The organism is Streptomyces sp. UW30, from assembly GCF_008042075.1.
GTDB lineage: Bacteria > Actinomycetota > Actinomycetes > Streptomycetales > Streptomycetaceae > Streptomyces.
In genome coordinates, this window is the sequence record NZ_RDBN01000053.1 from 520,977 (window position 1) to 537,500 (window position 16,524).

Annotated in this window: 13 protein-coding genes; 5 read left to right on the forward strand and 8 right to left on the reverse strand. The window is 71.1% G+C overall.

The features are described from left to right. Positions 1-113: 113 nt before the first annotated feature. The 4 genes from EAO75_RS36530 to EAO75_RS36545 form a co-directional block, all read right to left on the reverse strand. Positions 114-3,833, reverse strand: coding sequence for an ABC transporter ATP-binding protein (locus tag EAO75_RS36530; protein ID WP_147999422.1), 3,720 nt, complete (start codon positions 3,831-3,833; stop codon positions 114-116). Positions 3,834-3,926: 93 nt separating this feature from the next. Beyond that, positions 3,927-4,958 (reverse strand): esterase-like activity of phytase family protein, encoded by a 1,032-nt coding sequence (locus tag EAO75_RS36535; RefSeq protein WP_147999423.1) that lies wholly within the window; start codon positions 4,956-4,958, stop codon positions 3,927-3,929. A gap of 53 nt (positions 4,959-5,011) precedes the next feature. Next, on the reverse strand, positions 5,012-5,803 hold the full coding sequence (locus tag EAO75_RS36540) for a serine hydrolase (protein WP_148000494.1): 792 nt from the start codon (positions 5,801-5,803) through the stop codon (positions 5,012-5,014). Between the two features lie 535 nt (positions 5,804-6,338). Continuing rightward, entirely contained in the window at positions 6,339-6,518 is a 180-nt protein-coding gene (locus EAO75_RS36545; RefSeq protein WP_147999424.1) for a hypothetical protein, read from the reverse strand. Between the two features lie 47 nt (positions 6,519-6,565). On the opposite strand from EAO75_RS36545, the gene EAO75_RS36550 reads away from it, so the two are divergent. Together EAO75_RS36550 and EAO75_RS36555 are read left to right on the forward strand one after the other, a co-directional pair. Then, on the forward strand, positions 6,566-8,638 hold the full coding sequence (locus tag EAO75_RS36550) for a glycosyltransferase family 39 protein (RefSeq protein WP_261989570.1): 2,073 nt from the start codon (positions 6,566-6,568) through the stop codon (positions 8,636-8,638). Between the two features lie 205 nt (positions 8,639-8,843). Next, on the forward strand, positions 8,844-9,653 hold the full coding sequence (locus tag EAO75_RS36555) for an endonuclease I family protein (RefSeq protein ID WP_147999426.1): 810 nt from the start codon (positions 8,844-8,846) through the stop codon (positions 9,651-9,653). Between the two features lie 91 nt (positions 9,654-9,744). Here the strand turns inward: EAO75_RS36555 and EAO75_RS36560 are convergent, their stop codons facing one another. Further along, the gene (locus EAO75_RS36560) at positions 9,745-10,233 is read right to left on the reverse strand and encodes a MarR family winged helix-turn-helix transcriptional regulator (RefSeq protein WP_261989571.1); all 489 of its coding nucleotides are present in this window, start codon (positions 10,231-10,233) and stop codon (positions 9,745-9,747) included. 191 nt (positions 10,234-10,424) lie between these two features. Between EAO75_RS36560 and EAO75_RS36565 the strand changes: the two genes are divergently transcribed. After that, a complete protein-coding gene (locus EAO75_RS36565) occupies positions 10,425-11,273 on the forward strand; it encodes an alpha/beta fold hydrolase (RefSeq protein ID WP_147999428.1) in 849 nt (282 codons plus the stop codon). 96 nt (positions 11,274-11,369) lie between these two features. Further along, positions 11,370-11,603: a hypothetical protein gene (locus EAO75_RS36570; RefSeq protein ID WP_147999429.1), complete on the forward strand. Its 234-nt coding sequence runs from the start codon at positions 11,370-11,372 to the stop codon at positions 11,601-11,603. A gap of 4 nt (positions 11,604-11,607) precedes the next feature. On the opposite strand, the gene EAO75_RS36575 is transcribed toward EAO75_RS36570, so the two are convergent. Genes EAO75_RS36575 through EAO75_RS36585 form a run of 3 tightly spaced genes read right to left on the reverse strand, consistent with a single transcriptional unit; the run spans position 11,608 to position 15,773 of the window. Continuing rightward, positions 11,608-13,296, reverse strand: coding sequence for a thiamine pyrophosphate-binding protein (locus EAO75_RS36575; RefSeq protein WP_147999430.1), 1,689 nt, complete (start codon positions 13,294-13,296; stop codon positions 11,608-11,610). Next, positions 13,293-14,261: an agmatinase gene (speB, locus tag EAO75_RS36580; protein ID WP_147999431.1), complete on the reverse strand. Its 969-nt coding sequence runs from the start codon at positions 14,259-14,261 to the stop codon at positions 13,293-13,295. The genes EAO75_RS36575 and speB overlap by 4 nt, the downstream gene beginning before the upstream one ends. 57 nt (positions 14,262-14,318) lie before the next feature. Then, positions 14,319-15,773, reverse strand: coding sequence for a sodium:solute symporter (locus EAO75_RS36585; protein WP_147999432.1), 1,455 nt, complete (start codon positions 15,771-15,773; stop codon positions 14,319-14,321). 192 nt (positions 15,774-15,965) lie between these two features. Between EAO75_RS36585 and EAO75_RS36590 the strand changes: the two genes are divergently transcribed. Then, on the forward strand, positions 15,966-16,524 hold a 559-nt coding region (locus EAO75_RS36590; RefSeq protein WP_187284734.1), incomplete at its 3' end, for a PucR family transcriptional regulator ligand-binding domain-containing protein.

Sequence of the window (16,524 nt, forward strand, 5' to 3'; positions counted from 1 at the left end):
CGTATCGCACCTTTGTCCACCGTCTTGTCCTCCCCGTACACCGGCAATGAGCGTACTGATGTACGGACGCACGACGTATGCCGGATGGTTGCACGACCGTCAAGCGGGCACCCTCACCTGGCCGCCCCGACCGGTTCCTCCGGCTCGGCCTGCCCGAGGAAGGTCCGCCACAGCTCGGCGTACCGTCCGTCGCGTGCCAGCAGTTCCTCGTGCGTCCCGTCCTCGGCGACCCGACCGTGGTCCATCAGCACGACCCGGTCCGCGCGGGCGGCCGTCGTCAGGCGGTGGGCGACCACGAGTGTCGTACGGCGGCCCGCCAGCCGGTCCGTCGCCTGGTTGACCTGTGCCTCCGTGGCCAGGTCCAGCGCGGCCGTCGCCTCGTCGAGGAGCAGGACGTCCGGGTCGACCAGTTCGGCGCGGGCCAGCGCGATCAGCTGGCGCTGGCCGGCGGAGAGGTTGCGGCCGCGTTCGGCGACCTCGTGGAGGTAGCCGCCGTCGAGGGTGGCGATCATCTCGTGGGCGCCGACCGCCCGGGCCGCAGCCTCGACCTCGGCGTCGGTCGCGTCCGGGCGGCCGTAGGCGATCGCGTCGCGGACCGTGCCCTGGAAGAGATACGCCTCCTGCGGCACGACGCCGAGACGGTGGCGGTACGACGTGATGTCCAGCGAGCGCAGATCCGTGCCGTCGACCGTGACCCGGCCGCCGGTCGGGTCGTAGAACCGCGCCACCAGCTTCACCAGCGTCGACTTGCCCGCGCCGGTCTCGCCGACGAACGCGACCGTCTGCCCGGCGGGGATGCGGATGTCGATCCCGCTGAGCGCCTCCTCCTCGTCGCCGTACTTGAAGTGCACGTTGTCGAAGGCGACCTCGCCCCGCAGCGACAGCACCTCCAGCGGCTCCTTCGCCGCCTTCGTCGACGTCGGCTCCTGGAGCAGTTCCTGGATGCGGCCGAGCGAGACCGTGGCCTGCTGGTAGCCGTCGAAGACCTGGGAGAGCTGCTGGACCGGGGCGAAGAACAGGTCGATGTAGAGCAGATACGCCACCAGCGCGCCGGTCGTCAGCGTCGCGGCGTCGATCCGCCCCCCGCCCACGATCAGCACCGCCGCCGCGGCCGCCGACGACAAGAACTGCACGAAGGGGAAGTAGATCGAGATCAGCCACTGACCCCGGATACGGGCCTGGCGGTAGCTGTCGCTGCGCTCGGCGAACCGCGCGCCGCCGTCCCCCTCGCGCCGGAAGGCCTGCACGATCCGCAGCCCGGACACCGACTCCTGGAGGTCGGCGTTGACCAGCGACACCCGCTCACGGGCGAGCTCGTAGGCCTTCACGCTGGCCCGGCGGAAGTAGTACGTCGCGACGATCAGCGGCGGCAGCGTGGCGAAGACGACGAGGGCGAGCTCGAGGTCGAGCACCAGCAGGGCGCCCATGATGCCGAAGAAGGTGACGACCGAGACGAACGCGGTGACCAGGCCCGTCTGGAGGAAGGTCGACAGGGCGTCGACGTCCGTCGTCATCCGGGTCATGATCCGGCCGGTCAGCTCGCGCTCGTAGTAGTCGAGCCCGAGCCGCTGGAGCTGCGCGAAGATCTTCAGCCGCAGCGAGTACAGGACGCGCTCGCCCGTGCGACCGGTCATCCGGGTCTCGCCGACCTGCGCCGCCCACTGGGCGAACACCGCCAGCAGGCCGAGCAGGGACGCCGCCCAGACCGCACCGAGTGCGGCCTGCGTGACGCCCGAGTCGATGCCGTGCCGGATCAGGACCGGCAGGAGCAGCCCCATGCCGGCGTCCACGGCGACCAGGGCGAGGCTGATCAGCAGGGGGCGCCCGAAGCCCCGCAGGAGCCGCCCCAGCCCGTACGACTCCTCCGGGCGCACCGCGCGCGCCTCGTCGATCTCGGGGGTGTCGGTCGCCGGGGGCAGCGCCTCGACCTGGGCGAGGAGCTCGGGCGTGGCCGGGGACTCCGCGAGCGCCAGGTCCTTCGGTTCGCGGTCGCCGGTCCACAGGCGCGGCGTCACCCCGCGCTCGGCGTCGAACTCCGCGTCCAGTTCGTCCCGTACGGAGGTGTCCTCCGGCGGGCAGGCGGGCTGGGCGTGGCCGGGTGAGACGCCGCCGAGTTCGTCGGGGTCGGTGAGTAGACGGCGGTAGAGGGCGGAGCGCTGCTGGAGTTCCTCGTGGGTGCCGATGTCGGCGAGGCGGCCGGCGTCCAGGACGGCGATGCGGTCGGCGAGGCCCAGGGTGGAGCGGCGGTGGGCGATGAGGAGGGTCGTGCGGCCTTCCATGACGTGCTTGAGGGCCTCGTGGATCTCGTGCTCGACGCGGGCGTCCACCGCCGAGGTCGCGTCGTCCAGGACGAGCAGCCGGGGGTCGGTGAGGATCGCGCGGGCGAGGGCGACGCGCTGGCGCTGGCCGCCGGAGAGGGTGAGGCCGTGCTCGCCGACCTTGGTGTCGTAGCCCGCGGGCAGCTCGGCGATGAAGCGGTCCGCCTGGGCGGCGCGTGCGGCGGCCTCGATCTGCTCGTCGGTGGCGTCGGGGCGGCCGTAGGCGATGTTGCTGCGGACCGTGTCCGAGAAGAGGAAGGAGTCCTCGGGGACCAGCCCGATCGCGGCCCGCAGCGAGTCGGAGGTCAGCTCGCGGACGTCGTGGCCGCCGACGAGGACGGCGCCGTGCGTGACGTCGTAGAAGCGCGGGAGGAGGAGGGAGACCGTCGACTTTCCGGAGCCGGAGGAGCCGACGACCGCGAGGGTCTCGCCGGGACGGATGTCGAAGCTGAGCCCGTCGAGAACCGGGCGCCCGTCGTCATAGCCGAAGGACACGTCGTCGAACTCGACGGTCGCCGGGGCGTCGGCGGGCAGCGTCTTGGTGCCGTCCTTGATCGACGGCTCGGTGTCGATCAGCTCCAGCACGCGCTCGGTGCCCGCGCGGGCCTGCTGGGCGACCGTGAGGACCATGGCGAGCATCCGGACCGGGCCGACCAGCTGGGCGAGGTAGGTGGAGAACGCGACGAACGTGCCGAGGGTGATGTGCCCGCGCACCGCCAGCCAGCCGCCGAGCGCGAGCATCGCGACCTGGCCGAGCGCCGGGACGGCCTGGAGCGCCGGGGTGTACCGGGAGTTGAACCGGATGGTGCGCAGGCGCCCCGCGAAGAGCCGCCGCCCCACCTCGCGCAGCTTGCCGGTCTCCTGATCCTCCTGCCCGAACCCCTTCACCACGCGGACGCCGCTGACGGCCCCGTCGACCACGCCGGCGACGGCGGCGGCCTGGGCCTGGGCGTACCAGGTGGAGGGGTGCAGTTTCGTGCGGCTGCGCCCGGCGATCCACCACAGGGCGGGGGCCACCGCGAGGGCGACCAGGGTCAGGGGCAGCGACAGCCACGCCATGACGACCAGGGAGATCAGGAACAGGGCGAAGTTCCCGATGGTCATCGGGAGCATGAAGAGCAGGCCCTGGATCAGCTGGAGGTCGCTGGTGGCCCGGCCGACGACCTGCCCGGTGGACAGCTCGTCCTGACGCCGGCCGTCGAGCCGGGTGATCGTCCCGAACATCTCGGTGCGCAGGTCGTGCTGGACGTCGAGGGCGAGGCGGCCGCCGTAGTAGCGGCGTACGTAGGTGAGGACGTACACCGCGAGGGCGGCGGCTACCAGCAGGCCGGCCCAGATGGCCATGTCGCGGGTGTGGTCGCCGATGACGTCATCGATGATCACCTTGGTGACCAGCGGGACGATCGCCATGACGGCCATTCCGGCGAGGGAGGAGCCGAGGGCGAGCACGACATCCTTGGGGTAGCGCCAGGCGTATCCCCACAGTCGTCTCGCCCACCCCTGCTGCGTCACCACGCCGGTGCCCTCCGTTCGTCCTGATCTACCGGAAGGCACCAACGCGCGCGAGCCTCGATTTCATCCCGCCGCAACAAACCGGGGGCGGTGCGCTCAGATACGTACGCGCAGGTGGTAGAAGCGGGTGGTCTGTGCAGCGTTCTGGTTGTCGTCGCTGACCAGCAGTACCTTCAGGCGGCCCTTCGAGTACCCCGTGACCGCCATGCCCTCGATGTTGTCGAGCAGCGGGTTCGGCTGGGGCTGCTTGGCGGTCGCTCCCAGTGACGGGCAGTTCACGATGTCGGTGAGGAGCGTCTTCCTGATCAGGCGTACGTCGTCCTGACCGGTGAGGTTCTCGACACCGCTCGTGTCCGTCGCGCGGCGCGGGTCGGCCAGGTAGAGGCGGACCGTGTTGCCGACGCCGGAGGTGAAGCCGCGCTCCAGGACGAGCAGGCGGCCGTCGGGGAGGGCCTGGACCTCGGGGACGCCGAGACCGGTGTCGGCGCGGTAGGCGTACTGGCGGCCGAGCTCGAAGGGGCCGCCGTGGGTCCGCCGCCAGGTCTGGAAGCGGACGATGCCGGCGCTGTCGCCGGAGAGCGCGTACTCCATCGACGCGAGCAGGGTGCGGCCGCCGGGGAGCAGGGTCAGGCCCTCGAAGGTGCCGTTGGAGACGGCGCGGCCGGCCGGGGCGACCTTCAAGGCGTCCGGCACGGGGAGGCGGTCGAGGATCTTGCCGTCGCGGGAGTAGCGGCGGATCGACGGCTCGGTCTCGCTGGAGATCAGCCGCGTGCCGTCCCGGTCGATGACGAGACCTTCGGAGTCGAGGGCGGCGCCGCTCTCGTCGGCGAGCGGGACGACGGCCTTCGGCGCGAGCGTCCTGCCGTCCAGGCCGAAGAGGGCGGAGCGGTCGGAGACAGCTGCGAGCGAGCCGTCGCTGTCCACGGCGAGCGCGGAGAAGTTGCCGACGAAGGTGCCCTCGTACGTCGTCTTGTCGAGCGCGTCGGAGAAGCGGTCGATGGAGACGGTGGGCGAACAGGCGTGGCTGTCCGGCGAGTTGGGGTGGGCGTATCCCGGGCCGGCGGCGGTCAGGCAGGTGGCCGCCGCCAGGCCCGCGGTGGCGGTCGCAAGTACGGTTCTCAGGCGCATGGGCGTCACCGTAGGGCGGGTCGGTGACGCTGGGTAGGACGCCGCGTTAAGGGTCAGCCGGCCGCCAGATCCTTGTGGATGGCCTCGGCGACGCCCTGGATGGTCGCGATGCCGTAGTTCAGGGTGTGACTGCCGTGGGTGAGCACCGTGACCGTGTAGTCGTGGCCGCGGCCCTTGAACGCGCCGACGCTGTGCACCCGCCAGCCGTGGGTGGCCCGCCGCAACCAGCCGTTCTTCACGGCCACGGAGACACCGGACGGCACGCCGTACGGGGTGCCCCAGCGCTGCGAGGGGACGACCTGGCCCATCAGCTTGCGGATGTAGGCGCGGGAGTTGTCGCTGAGTACCGCGTTCTTGGCGGTGATGAGCTTCAGCAGCCTCTGCTCGTCGGTGACGGTGATCCGGGTCAGGCCCCAGTAGCCGTTCGTGCCGGGCCTGGTCCGGGTCATGCCGGCGGCGGTGAGGAAGCCCTTGAACTTCGTCACGCCGAACTGCTTCCAGAGCGTCCTGGTCGCGACGTTGTCCGACTTGATGATCATGTCCCTGCTGAGGGCGGTCTCGCGGCCGCTGAGATAGCGGTCCCGCTTCTTCGCGTCCCACAGCATCGCGGCGAGCAAGGTGAGCTTGACGACGCTGGCGGAGTCGTAGGCGGTGGAGGGGCGCAGGGCACAGGTGGTGTTCGTGGCGCGGTCGTGGAGGCCGACCGCGATCGTGCCCCTGCGGTCGGTCAGGGCGGAGGTGATGCCGCGCTCCAGCTTGTCGGCGAGGCCGGGCTTGGCGGAGGTGCAGGTGACGGGGGGTGCGGGCGCGGCGGAGGCCGGGGCGGCGCCGGCGAGGGACGTCATGACGACACCGGCGCCCACACCTGTCGCGACGACCGCTCGCGTACGCCTGGAAACGCCGGTGGGCGGGGGTGACTTGGGCATCGGCGTCATGTTAAGGGAGCGGGGCCGCCACTTCCGCTCCCCGCGCCGTCAGCCCTGACCGGGCTCTTCGCGGGCCAGCACGCGAAGACGCCCACCCCGGCTCTCCGCGACACGACAGACATCGCTCAGCGCCTCACCCATCCGGGCCAGTAGGAACCGGAGCTGAGCGGGCGTCGGTCGGCGGTCGCTCCTTGCCTGCTCGTCGCGCAACTCCTCGGAGGGGATGCTGGTCGACAACGTCGTCGACCGGCTTGAGAGCACCACGCGCTGACCGACACCGGGGTGGCCGCCGATCCGGCGGCCACCCCGGCACAGGCGGGGGTCGTCGACTTCGCCGCACCGCGGCATCCCCCGCCCGATCCGCTCTTTGCAGACCCCTTTGAGAATCCACAGCAAACCGCCAGTCACGGCACAGCCCGCACCCACCCCCACCCCACACGATGCGCTGGTGACATCAGCCGGCCACGGAGGCCACGAGCAGCCGTACCCGCATCCCCGACGCGGACCGGAACACGAGCAGCCCCACGATCGCCAGCGCCATGACGACGGCGATCGCCGGCCACAGCCAGGTGTTCCAGCCGGAGGCCCGACGCGCCCCCGCCGGCCCCGCCCGCGGCGTCCCCGGACCGGGCACCGCGCTGGTCGCTCCCCGCGCTGATCGCGATCCTGATCCTGGCGGCGGTGCTGTACTCCTGGAACCTGTCCGGCTCCAACCTCAACAGCTTCTACAGCGCGGCCGTGCTGAGCGGCACGCAGAGCTGGAAGGCGTGGTTCTTCGGCTCGCTGGACGCGGGCAACTTCCTCACCGTCGACAAGCCGCCGTTCGCCCTGATGGTGATGGGCCTTTCGTGCCGCGTGTTCGGCTACGGCACCTGGCAGATGATGCTGCCGATGATCCTGGTCGCGCTGGCGACGATCTGGATCGTGCACGCCTCGGTGAAGCGGGTGTGGGGCCACGGCGCGGCGACGGTGGCCGCGCTGGTCCTCGCCCTCACGCCGATCACGGTCGCCATCAACCGTGACAACAACCCCGACACCCTGCTGGTCTTCCTGATGGCCGGCGGCGCGGCGCTCGCCCTGCGCGCCGTCCACAACGGCAGGTTGCTGCCGCTCGTCGGCTCCGCGGTCTGCTTCGGTCTCGCCTTCAACACGAAGATGCTCCAGGGCTACATCGCGCTGCCCGCCGTGTTCGCGGTCTACCTGTACGCGGCGAAGCCGAAGCTCGTGAAGCGGATCGTCAACCTCGTCGTCGCGGGCGTCGCACTCGTCGTCTCCAGCTTCTGGTGGGCCGCGGCCGTCTCCCTCGTTCCCGCCGACGACCGCCCCTACATCGGCGGTTCGACGGACGGCTCGGCCTGGGACCTGATCATGGGCTACAACGGCCTCGGCCGGATCCTCGGCGGCGAGGGCAACGGCGGAGGCGGCGGTGGCGGAGGCGGCGGCTTCTCCGGGACCGCCGGTCTCGGTCGCCTGTTCAACGACATCCTCGGCGGGCAGATCTCCTGGCTGATCCCCTTCGCGGCCCTCGCGTGCGTCGGCGGCCTGGTGCTCCGCGGCCGCGCCCCGCGCACCGACCTCACCCGGGCCGCGCTGCTGCTGTGGGGCGGCTGGACGGCCCTGCACTACCTGACCTTCGCCATGGCCGAGGGCACGATGCACCCGTACTACACGACCGCGCTCGCCCCCGGCATCGCGGCCCTGTGCGCAGGCGGCGGCGTGATGCTGCTGCGCGCCTTCCGCGCCGACAAGCGGTGGGTGTGGGTGCTGCCGGCGGGGCTGGGCATCACGGCCGTCTGGGCGGTCGTACTCCTGCGTCGGGCCTCCGGCTGGAACACCTGGCTGTGGCCGGCGATCGCCGTCGTCATGGCGCTGGCGATCGTGGGGCTGCTCGTGTTCCGGTCCGCGTCGGGGATGCGGGTACGGCTGCTCGCGGCCTCCGTGGCCGCCGCGGTCGTCGCGGCGGTGGCGGGCCCGGCGGCGTACGCCTGGTCGGTGCCGTCCGGTTCGGGCGGCGGCATGGGTGGCACGAACCCGACGGCCGGGCCTTCGACGGGGAGCGGCTTCGGCGGCGGTCCCGGTGGAGGCGGCGGCGCGGGCCGGGGCGGTTTCGGCGGCGGGCAGATGCCGGGCGGCACGCAGCAGGGCGGCCAGGGCGGCGGACAGAGCGGCGGCTTCCCCGGTGGGCAACAGCAGGGCGGCGGCCAGATGATGCCGGGCGGTACGCCCCCCGGCGGCAACGGCGGCAACGGCGACACGGGCACCGGCGGCACTGCCCCCGGCGGCACGGGCACCGGCACCGGCGGCCGGCCCGGCCGTATGGGCGGCGGAGGCGGCGGCATGGGCGGCGGCGCGAGCAGCGAGCTGATCGCCTACCTCAAGAAGCACCAGGACGGCGCCAAGTGGCTGCTCGCGGTGTCGAGTTCGCAGAGCGCGGCGCAGCTGATCCTGAGCAGCGGTAAGCCGGTGATCTCCATGTGGGGCTGGTCCGGCTCCGACAAGGCGATGACCCTGGCCAGGCTCAAGGAGCTGGTGAAGAAGGGCGAGTTGCACTACATCCAGCTCGGTGGCGGTGGCATGGGCGGCGGCCCCGGCGGCGGCAACAGCGTCAGCACCGAGGTCACGCAGTGGGTGCAGAAGAACGGGACGGCGGTGAAGGAGAGCGAGTACGGCGGCACATCCGACTCGGCCTCGGACTCCTCCTCCCAGAGCAGCCAGTCCACCGTCTACCGCCTCGACGCGTCGGACGTCGCCTAGCGACACCCGCACCCCGCAACGGCCCCCGGCACACCGCCGGGGGCCGTTGCGTCGTATCAACTCGCGTAGACAAGGCCCGATTTGCCGCTTCGCGTCACCCAATGGACACGTGCAAGCCCTCGACACCACCGCATGTCCATGCCACGCTCCCGTTTGCCGCCTCAGTTCAACCCGCGTAGATCCCCTGCGTAGATGGGAACCCCACATGTTGGCGACACACATACGCCGCCGCCACTGGAAGTCAGTGGCGCTGACGACGGCCGCCGTCCTGGTCGGCCTCACCGCCCCCACGCTCACCGCGTCCCCGGCCGCCGCGACGACGACGGAGTACGACGACACGTACTACGCCGACGCGATCGGCAAGACCGGTACGGCCCTGAAGGACTCGCTGCACGAGATCATCAGCGACCAGACGAAGATCTCGTACTCAGCGGTCTGGAACGCGCTGAAGGCCACGGACCAGGACCCGAACAACAGCAGCAACGTGATCCTGCTGTACAGCGGCGTCTCCCGCAGCAAGTCCCTCAACGGCGGAAGCACCGGCAACTGGAACCGCGAGCACACGTGGGCCAAGTCCCACGGCGACTTCGGCGAGGCGATCGGCCCCGGCACGGACCTGCATCATCTGCGCCCCGCGGACGTCCAGGTCAACAGCATCCGCGGCAACAAGGACTTCGACAACGGCGGCAGCGCGGTCACCAACGGCGGCGGCAGCCTCACCGACTCCGACTCCTTCGAGCCGCGCGACGCGGACAAGGGAGACGTGGCCCGCATGATCCTCTACATGGCCGTGCGCTACGAGGGCGACGACAGCTGGCCCGACCTCGAACCCAACGAGAAGGTCAACAACGGCAGCAACCCCTACATGGGCAAGCTCGCCGTCCTCAAGCAGTGGAACGACGAGGACCCGCCGAGCGCCTTCGAGGAACGCCGCAACGAGGTCATCTACGACTCCTACCAGCACAACCGCAACCCGTTCATCGACCACCCGGAGTGGGTCGAGTCGATCTGGTAGGTCCGCACGACACGGTTCGAAACGACTGGTTTTGAACCGAATGGGGGTCGAACTCTCCTTGCATATCGGGGAGTTCGACCCCCATTCGCGTTCAGCCGGACCCGCCTCCGGAGGTGTACTGCGCCACGTTGGCGGTGAGCCGGCGCAGCAGGTCCTGGGCGGCCTTGATCTCCTCGTCACTCAGCCCCACGGCGGCCCCGATCGCCGGCGGGACGGTGCGAATGCGCTCGCGCAGTGCGGCGCCCTCGGGTGTGAGTGCCACTTCGACCACCCGTTCGTCGTCCGGGCGGCGCCGCCGCTGGAGCAGGCCGCCCGCCTCCAGCCGCTTGATCAGCGGCGTGAGCGTCCCGTAGTCCAGGTGCAGGGTGGTGACGAGGTCCTTGACGGGGGCCGTGCGGTGCTGCCACAGCACGAGCATCACCAGGTACTGGGGATAGGTCAGCCCGACCGCGTCGAGGAGAGGGCGGTAGACCCCGGTCACCGCGCGCGAGGCGGCGTACAGGGTGAAGCAGAACTGGTCCTCCAGCAACAGTGAAGGTTCGCCGGGTTCGCCGGTCACCGGGGCGGGCGTGTCAGTCACCGGTCCCCTCCTTTCCTTGAGAGAAGACATTGTCGCACTTCCCTGGCCCACGAGCACCTCTCACCCGATTAACTTGTACACGAGGTAATCGTTCGCTAGGTTTCTCGCTGTCGCCCCGGAGAGCCAGGGAGCGGCAGACAAGGGCGCCGCTTTCGCGTCGCTCGCAGAAGCAGGAGAAGGAGAGACCCGCCATGAACCTCAAGTCCATGCTGCGCCCGATCCGCACCCAGGCCGTCCTGGCCGGCTCGATCGCCGCGCTCGCGGCACTGTCCATCGCGGCCTCGGCGCCGGCCGGCGCCGCCAAGGGCGAACACCACGGGTCGGGCAAGAAGCCCACGGTGGTGCTCGTGCACGGCGCGTTCGCGGACTCTTCCAGCTGGAACGGCGTGATCAAGCGCCTGCAGCACGCGGGCTACCCGGTCATCGCTCCCGCCAACCCGCTGCGCGGCCTCAGCAGCGACGCCGCCTACCTGCACAGCGTCCTGGGCAGCGTGCGCGGCCCGATCGTGCTCGCCGGCCACTCCTACGGCGGTTCCGTCATCAGCGAGGCCGCCGCCGGTGACCCCGACGTCAAGGCACTGGTCTACATAGCCGCGTTCGCGCCGGACAAGGGCGAAAGCGCGCTGGAACTGTCCAACAAGTACCCCGGCAGCACCCTCGGCGAGAACCTCGACCCCGTGCCCTTCCCCCTCGCCGACGGCGGTACCGGAACCGACCTGTACATCGAGCGGGACAAGTTCCACGACCAGTTCGCGGCCGACGTGCCCGCCGCACAGACCGACCTGATGGCCGCGACCCAGCGCCCGGTGGCCGCTTCGGCCCTGGAGGAGAAGGCGGCCGACGCGGCCTGGAAGACCATCCCGTCCTGGTACCTGGTCGCCACCGAGGACAAGAACATCCCGCCGGCCGCACAGCGCTTCATGGCCGGCCGGGCCGGCTCCCGCACGGTGGAGATCAGCGCGTCACATGCCGTCTCCGTCTCCCGCCCGGCAGCCGTGGCCAACCTGATCGAGAAGGCCGCCACCGCCACCGCGCGCTGAGACCGGGCGCGGCGAGCGCGGGCCAGGTCCCGGCGCATTCGGTCACCACCTGTACAGCGGAATGACCTGCACCGATCCGACGCCGATGACCCGGCTATGAAGAAGATCAGCGCGCTCGCCGCGTTCACCATGGCAGCCCTCCTCCTCGCCGGCCCGGCCCACGCCGACGACGGCGACCGGGGCCGTATCAACATCGCCGGCTACTCCGGCACCGGCCTCTGCAAGAAGGCACTCTCGATCGTCCCGTGGGCCCTACCGCTGACCGGCCCCGCGGTGGACGACGCCTGCTCCAACCGCGACCACGTCTACGACTCGCGCGAAGACCGCTGAGACATCACGTCGAGAGGTGCGTGGGCGCGAACATCCGCAGCACCGCCGGGAGGACGACCACCGACGGGCCGGCGGCCTGGAGCGCCTTCGCCAGATCGGCCTCCAGGGTCTCGGGGGTCGTACGCACCCCCGGGACCCCGAAGGACTCGGCGAGGGCCACATAGTCCGGCCGGGTCAGCTCGGTCGCCGTGGCCTCGCCGAAGGCGTCCTCCATGTACTCGCGCAGGATGCCGTAGCCGCCGTCGTCGACGATGAGCCAGGTGACGTTCAGGTCGTACTGGCGGGCCGTGGCGAGCTCGGCGATGGAGTACAGCGCTCCGCCGTCGCCGGACACCGCGAGCACCGGGCGGGTGGGATCGGCGACCGCGCCGCCGAGCGCCGCCGGGAAGCCGTAGCCGAGGCCGCCGGCGCCCTGGGCGGAGTGCAGGTGGTTGGGGCCCTTGGCGTCGAAGGCCGACCAGGCCCAGTAGGCCAGGATCGTCATGTCCCAGAAGGACGGGGAGTCGGCGGGCAGGGCACGGCGTACGGACGCCAACACCTGCTGTTCCAGGGTGAGTTCCTGCGCGGCGATACGGTCGGCGACCTTCGCGAGGACGGTCGCGACCCGCTCGGGCGCGGTGGGATCCGTGCGCTCGGGCACCGTCTCCAGCAGGGCCTGGAGGGCGAGCCGCGCGTCGGCGTGGATGCCGAGGGCCGGGTGGTTGGACTCCAGTTTGCCGAGGTCCGCCTCGATCTGGATGACCCGGCCTCGCGGCTTGAACGTGTGGTAGTTGGAGGACAGTTCACCGAGGCCCGAGCCGACCACGAGCAGGACGTCCGCGTCCTCCAGGAAGTCCGTCGTGTGCCGGTCCTCGATCCAGGACTGGAGCGACAGCGGGTGGGTCCAGGGGAACGCCCCCTTGCCGCCGGGGGTCGTGACGACCGGGGCCTGGACCAGCTCCGCGAGCTGCCGCAGCTTGCCGCTCGCGTCCGCCCGTACGACTCCCCCGCCCGCGATGATCGCCGGGCGGGCCGCCTTCGACAGCAGGTCGGCCGCCACCGCCGTCAGTTCGGGGCGCGGGGGGAGTTCCGCCGGGAAGGCGTCGCCGCCCGTCACGACCGGGATCGAGGTCTCGGCCAGCAGCACGTCCTGCGGGATCTCCACCCACACCGGCCCGTGCGGGGCGGTCAGCGCCGACTTCCAGGCCGCCTCGATCGCGGACGGGATCTGGGACTGGGTGCGGACCGTGTGGACCGACTTGACCACGCCCCGGAACGAGGCCGCCTGGTCGGGGAGTTCGTGCAGATAGCCGTGCCGTCCGCCACCCAGGCCCGCCGTCGGGATCTGGCTGCTGATCGCCAGCACGGGGGCCGAAGCCGCGGCCGCCTCCTGGAGCGCGGCCAGCGAAGTCAGCGCGCCCGGGCCGGTCGACAGCAGCAGCGGGGCCGCCTCGCCCGTCATCCGGCCGTACGCGTCCGCCGCGAACCCGGCGTTGTTCTCCACGCGCAGGCCGATGTAGCGCAGATCGCTGCGGCGCAGGGCGTCGAACATGCCGAGGGCGTGCTGCCCCGGGAGGCCGAAGACCGTCGTCGTGCCGAGCGCCGCCAGCGTCTCCACGACCAGGTCCCCGCCGTTACGGCCGGGAGGAGGGTTCAGCGCGGCCTCCGTCTGGGCGGCGGTGGGGCGGAGTACCAGGTCGTGGTCGTGAGTCACTTCGCGCGGGCCTCTGCAATCTGGCGGGACATGATCGTGGTCAGTTCGTACGCCGTGTGGGACGCGGCCACCGACGTGATCTCGGCGTGATCGTACGCGGGCGCCACTTCGACGACGTCGGCCGAGACCAGGTTGCAGGACGCCAGGCCCCGCAGGATCTCCAGCAGTTCGCGCGAGGTCATGCCGCCGGCCTCGGGGGTGCCGGTGCCGGGCGCGTGGGCCGGGTCGAGGCAGTCGATGTCGATGGAGATGTACAGCGGGCGGTCGCCGATGCGCTGGCGCAGCTGGTCGGCGACCTCGTCGGCGCCGCGGCGGTAGACGTCCGCCGACGTGACGATGCCGAAGCCCATCTTCTCGTCGTCCGTGAGGTCCTGCTTGCCGTACAGCGGGCCACGGATGCCGACGTGGGAGAGGGCCTCGGTGTCGAGGATGCCCTCCTCCACCGCGCGCCGGAAGGGCGTGCCGTGGGTGTACTCGGCGCCGAAGTAGGTGTCCCAGGTGTCGAGGTGGGCGTCGAAGTGGAGCAGGGCGACCGGGCCGTGCTTCTTGGCGACCGAGCGCAGCAGCGGCAGCGCGATGGTGTGGTCGCCGCCCAGGGTCATCAGGCGGGCGCCGGTGCCGAGCAGGTCGTCGGCAGCGGCCTCGACCGTTTCTACGGCCTCGTTGATGTTGAACGGGTTCACGGCGATGTCGCCGCCGTCCGCCACCTGCGCGAGGGCGAAGGGGGACGCGTCCTGCGCCGGGTTGTACGGGCGCAGCAGCCGGGACGCCTCGCGGATGGCGTTGCCGCCGAAGCGGGCGCCCGGCCGGTACGAGACGCCCGAGTCGAACGGCACACCGACCACGGCGACGTCGGCGCGGCCGACCTCGTCGAGGCGCGGGAGCCGGGCGAAGGTCGCGGGGCCCGCGTACCGCGGGATACGGGAGGAGTCGACGGGGCCGCGGGGCGTCTCGTTGCTGCTCATGAGGAAATGCCTTCTTTCCTACGCTTCATCGCGTATGCGGGATATCTGCCTACGACTCTACTGGTGAGCCGGGACCGGTTCGGACACGAGTTCGGGGTCCCGCCCTGCGAGACGCTCACGCCAGGCGGCGAGTACGGCCGCGTCGGTCGGCTTCGTCGCCAAGGAGACGGCGATGTACACGGCAAGGGAGGACAGCAGGCCGTAGTAGACGGGCTCGTTGGCGAGGATGCCGTAGGTCGCCATCAGGCCGATGACGGCGAGACCGCCGACCGCGACGGAGGCGAGGGCGCCCTGGGCCGTGCCCCGCTTCCACAGCAGTCCGCCGAGGATCGGGACGAGGAGTCCGCCGACGAGCAGGTTGTACGCGACCGTCAGTGCCTCGACGACGTTGTTGAGCGCGATGGCCGTACCGATCACGGCGATGCCCATGATGAGGATGAAGGCGCGGTTGCCCTGCACCTCGTCACGCTCACCGGTGGTGATCCTCCCCCGCAGCCGCGACCAGATGTCGTTGTTGGCGACGGTCGCGCAGGCGATGAGCGCCCCGGAGGAGGTGGACATCACGGCGGCGAGGGCGGCGGCCAGCACCAACCCTCTGACACCGACGGGGAGTTCGTCCTTGACGATGGTCGCGAAGGCGTCGTCCGGGCTGCCGAGCTTGGGGTAGAGCACCTTGGCCGCGGTGCCGATCACGGCGCCGGCGAGGGCATAGACGAGGCAGTACGTGCCGGCGACAGTGCCGCCCCACTTGGCCGTCTTGTCGCTGCGGGCGGTGAAGACGCGCTGCCAGATGTCCTGACCGATCAGCATGCCGAAGGTGTAGATGAGGACGTAGGTGAAGATCGTCTCGCCGCCGATGCCCAGCGGGTCGAAGTACTCGGTCGGCAGCTGCGCCTTCATCTCGCTGAACCCGCCGGCCTTGACGACGGCGATGGGCAGGAGCAGCAGGAGCACACCGATGGTCTTGACGACGAACTGCACCATGTCGGTGAGGGTGATCGACCACATGCCGCCGAGCGTCGAGTAGGCGACGACGATCGAGCCGCCGAGGATGATGGCGACGGTGCGGTTCATGTCGAAGAGGACGTCGAAGATCGTGGCGTAGGCGATGGTCGACGTGACGGCGAGCATGAGGGTGTACGCCCACATGACGACACCGGAGATGACGCCGGCCCGGCCGCCGTAGCGCAGGTCGAGCATCTCGGAGACGGTGTAGACCTTGAGCCGGGCGATGCGGGCGGAGAAGAAGACGCTCAGCGCGAGCAGCCCGAGGCCGATGGTGAACACCATCCAGGCGCCGGAGAGCCCGTACTGGTAGCCGAGGCCCACGCCGCCGATGGTGGACGCGCCGCCGAGGACGATCGCCGCCATGGTGCCGGAGTACATGGTCGGCCCGAGCCGGCGGCCCGCGACCAGGAACTCGCTCTTGGACTTGGCGCGGCGCATGCCCCACCAGCCCATGGCCAGCATGCCGGCCAGATAGACGACGATGACGGTGTAATCGACGGCCATGGTGGGGCCTCCTTCGCGCACATTCCGGTGGCGTGTCGTGCAGATGGGGGGTGGGGACGGTCGGCAGCGGTTCGCGGGGACATCCGCCCGTACCCGCGGCTACCGGTCGGGAACGACAGTAGGTGGCCGGTAAGTGACCGAGAAGTGTACGTTTCATCCATCCGAGACCTGCGCGAGTGTAGGAAACATCCCATGCCGGATCCCGCCGTTCCGCCCACCCCACCGGTATCGCTCGCGGCGCTCCTGGCCCGCGAGGACCTGGGCCTGCGCCAGATCGCCGGGCCCACGGACCGGGCCACGGTCATCCACTGGGCGCACACCTCGGAGATGGCCGATCCGTATCCCTACCTGCTGGGCGGCGAGCTGCTGCTGTCAGCCGGCGTCCACGTCCCGGAGGCGGCGGGCTCGGGCACGTACTTCGACGACTACGTGTCGCGGATCGTCGCGGCGGGCGGCGCGGCCCTCGGCTTCGGCCTCGCGCCCGTGCACGACACGGTGCCGCGCGCGCTGGTGGAGGCCTGCGACACCTATGAGCTGCCCCTCCTGGAGGTCCCGCCCCGGACCACCTTCTCGGGCGTGGCCCGCGCGGTCTGGCAGCTGATGGCCCAGGCCCGCCTCGCCGAACTGCGCCGCGTGACGGAGGCCCAGCAGAGCCTGGCCGCGGCAGCCTCCCGCCCGGACCCGGTACGGGCGGTGCTACGGCAGCTGGCCCAGCGGGTGGGCGGCTGGGCGGTGCTGTACGGGCCGGAGG

Coding starts and splice junctions, on each gene's coding strand:
- EAO75_RS36540 (WP_148000494.1), bottom strand. CDS start 5,803: ATGACGTCCCTCGCCGGCGCCGCCCCGGCCTCCGCCGCGCCCGCACCC.
- EAO75_RS36555 (WP_147999426.1), top strand. CDS start 8,844: ATGTTGGCGACACACATACGCCGCCGCCACTGGAAGTCAGTGGCGCTG.
- EAO75_RS36565 (WP_147999428.1), top strand. CDS start 10,425: ATGAACCTCAAGTCCATGCTGCGCCCGATCCGCACCCAGGCCGTCCTG.
- speB (WP_147999431.1), bottom strand. CDS start 14,261: ATGAGCAGCAACGAGACGCCCCGCGGCCCCGTCGACTCCTCCCGTATC.
- EAO75_RS36570 (WP_147999429.1), top strand. CDS start 11,370: ATGAAGAAGATCAGCGCGCTCGCCGCGTTCACCATGGCAGCCCTCCTC.
- EAO75_RS36535 (WP_147999423.1), bottom strand. CDS start 4,958: ATGCGCCTGAGAACCGTACTTGCGACCGCCACCGCGGGCCTGGCGGCG.
- EAO75_RS36585 (WP_147999432.1), bottom strand. CDS start 15,773: ATGGCCGTCGATTACACCGTCATCGTCGTCTATCTGGCCGGCATGCTG.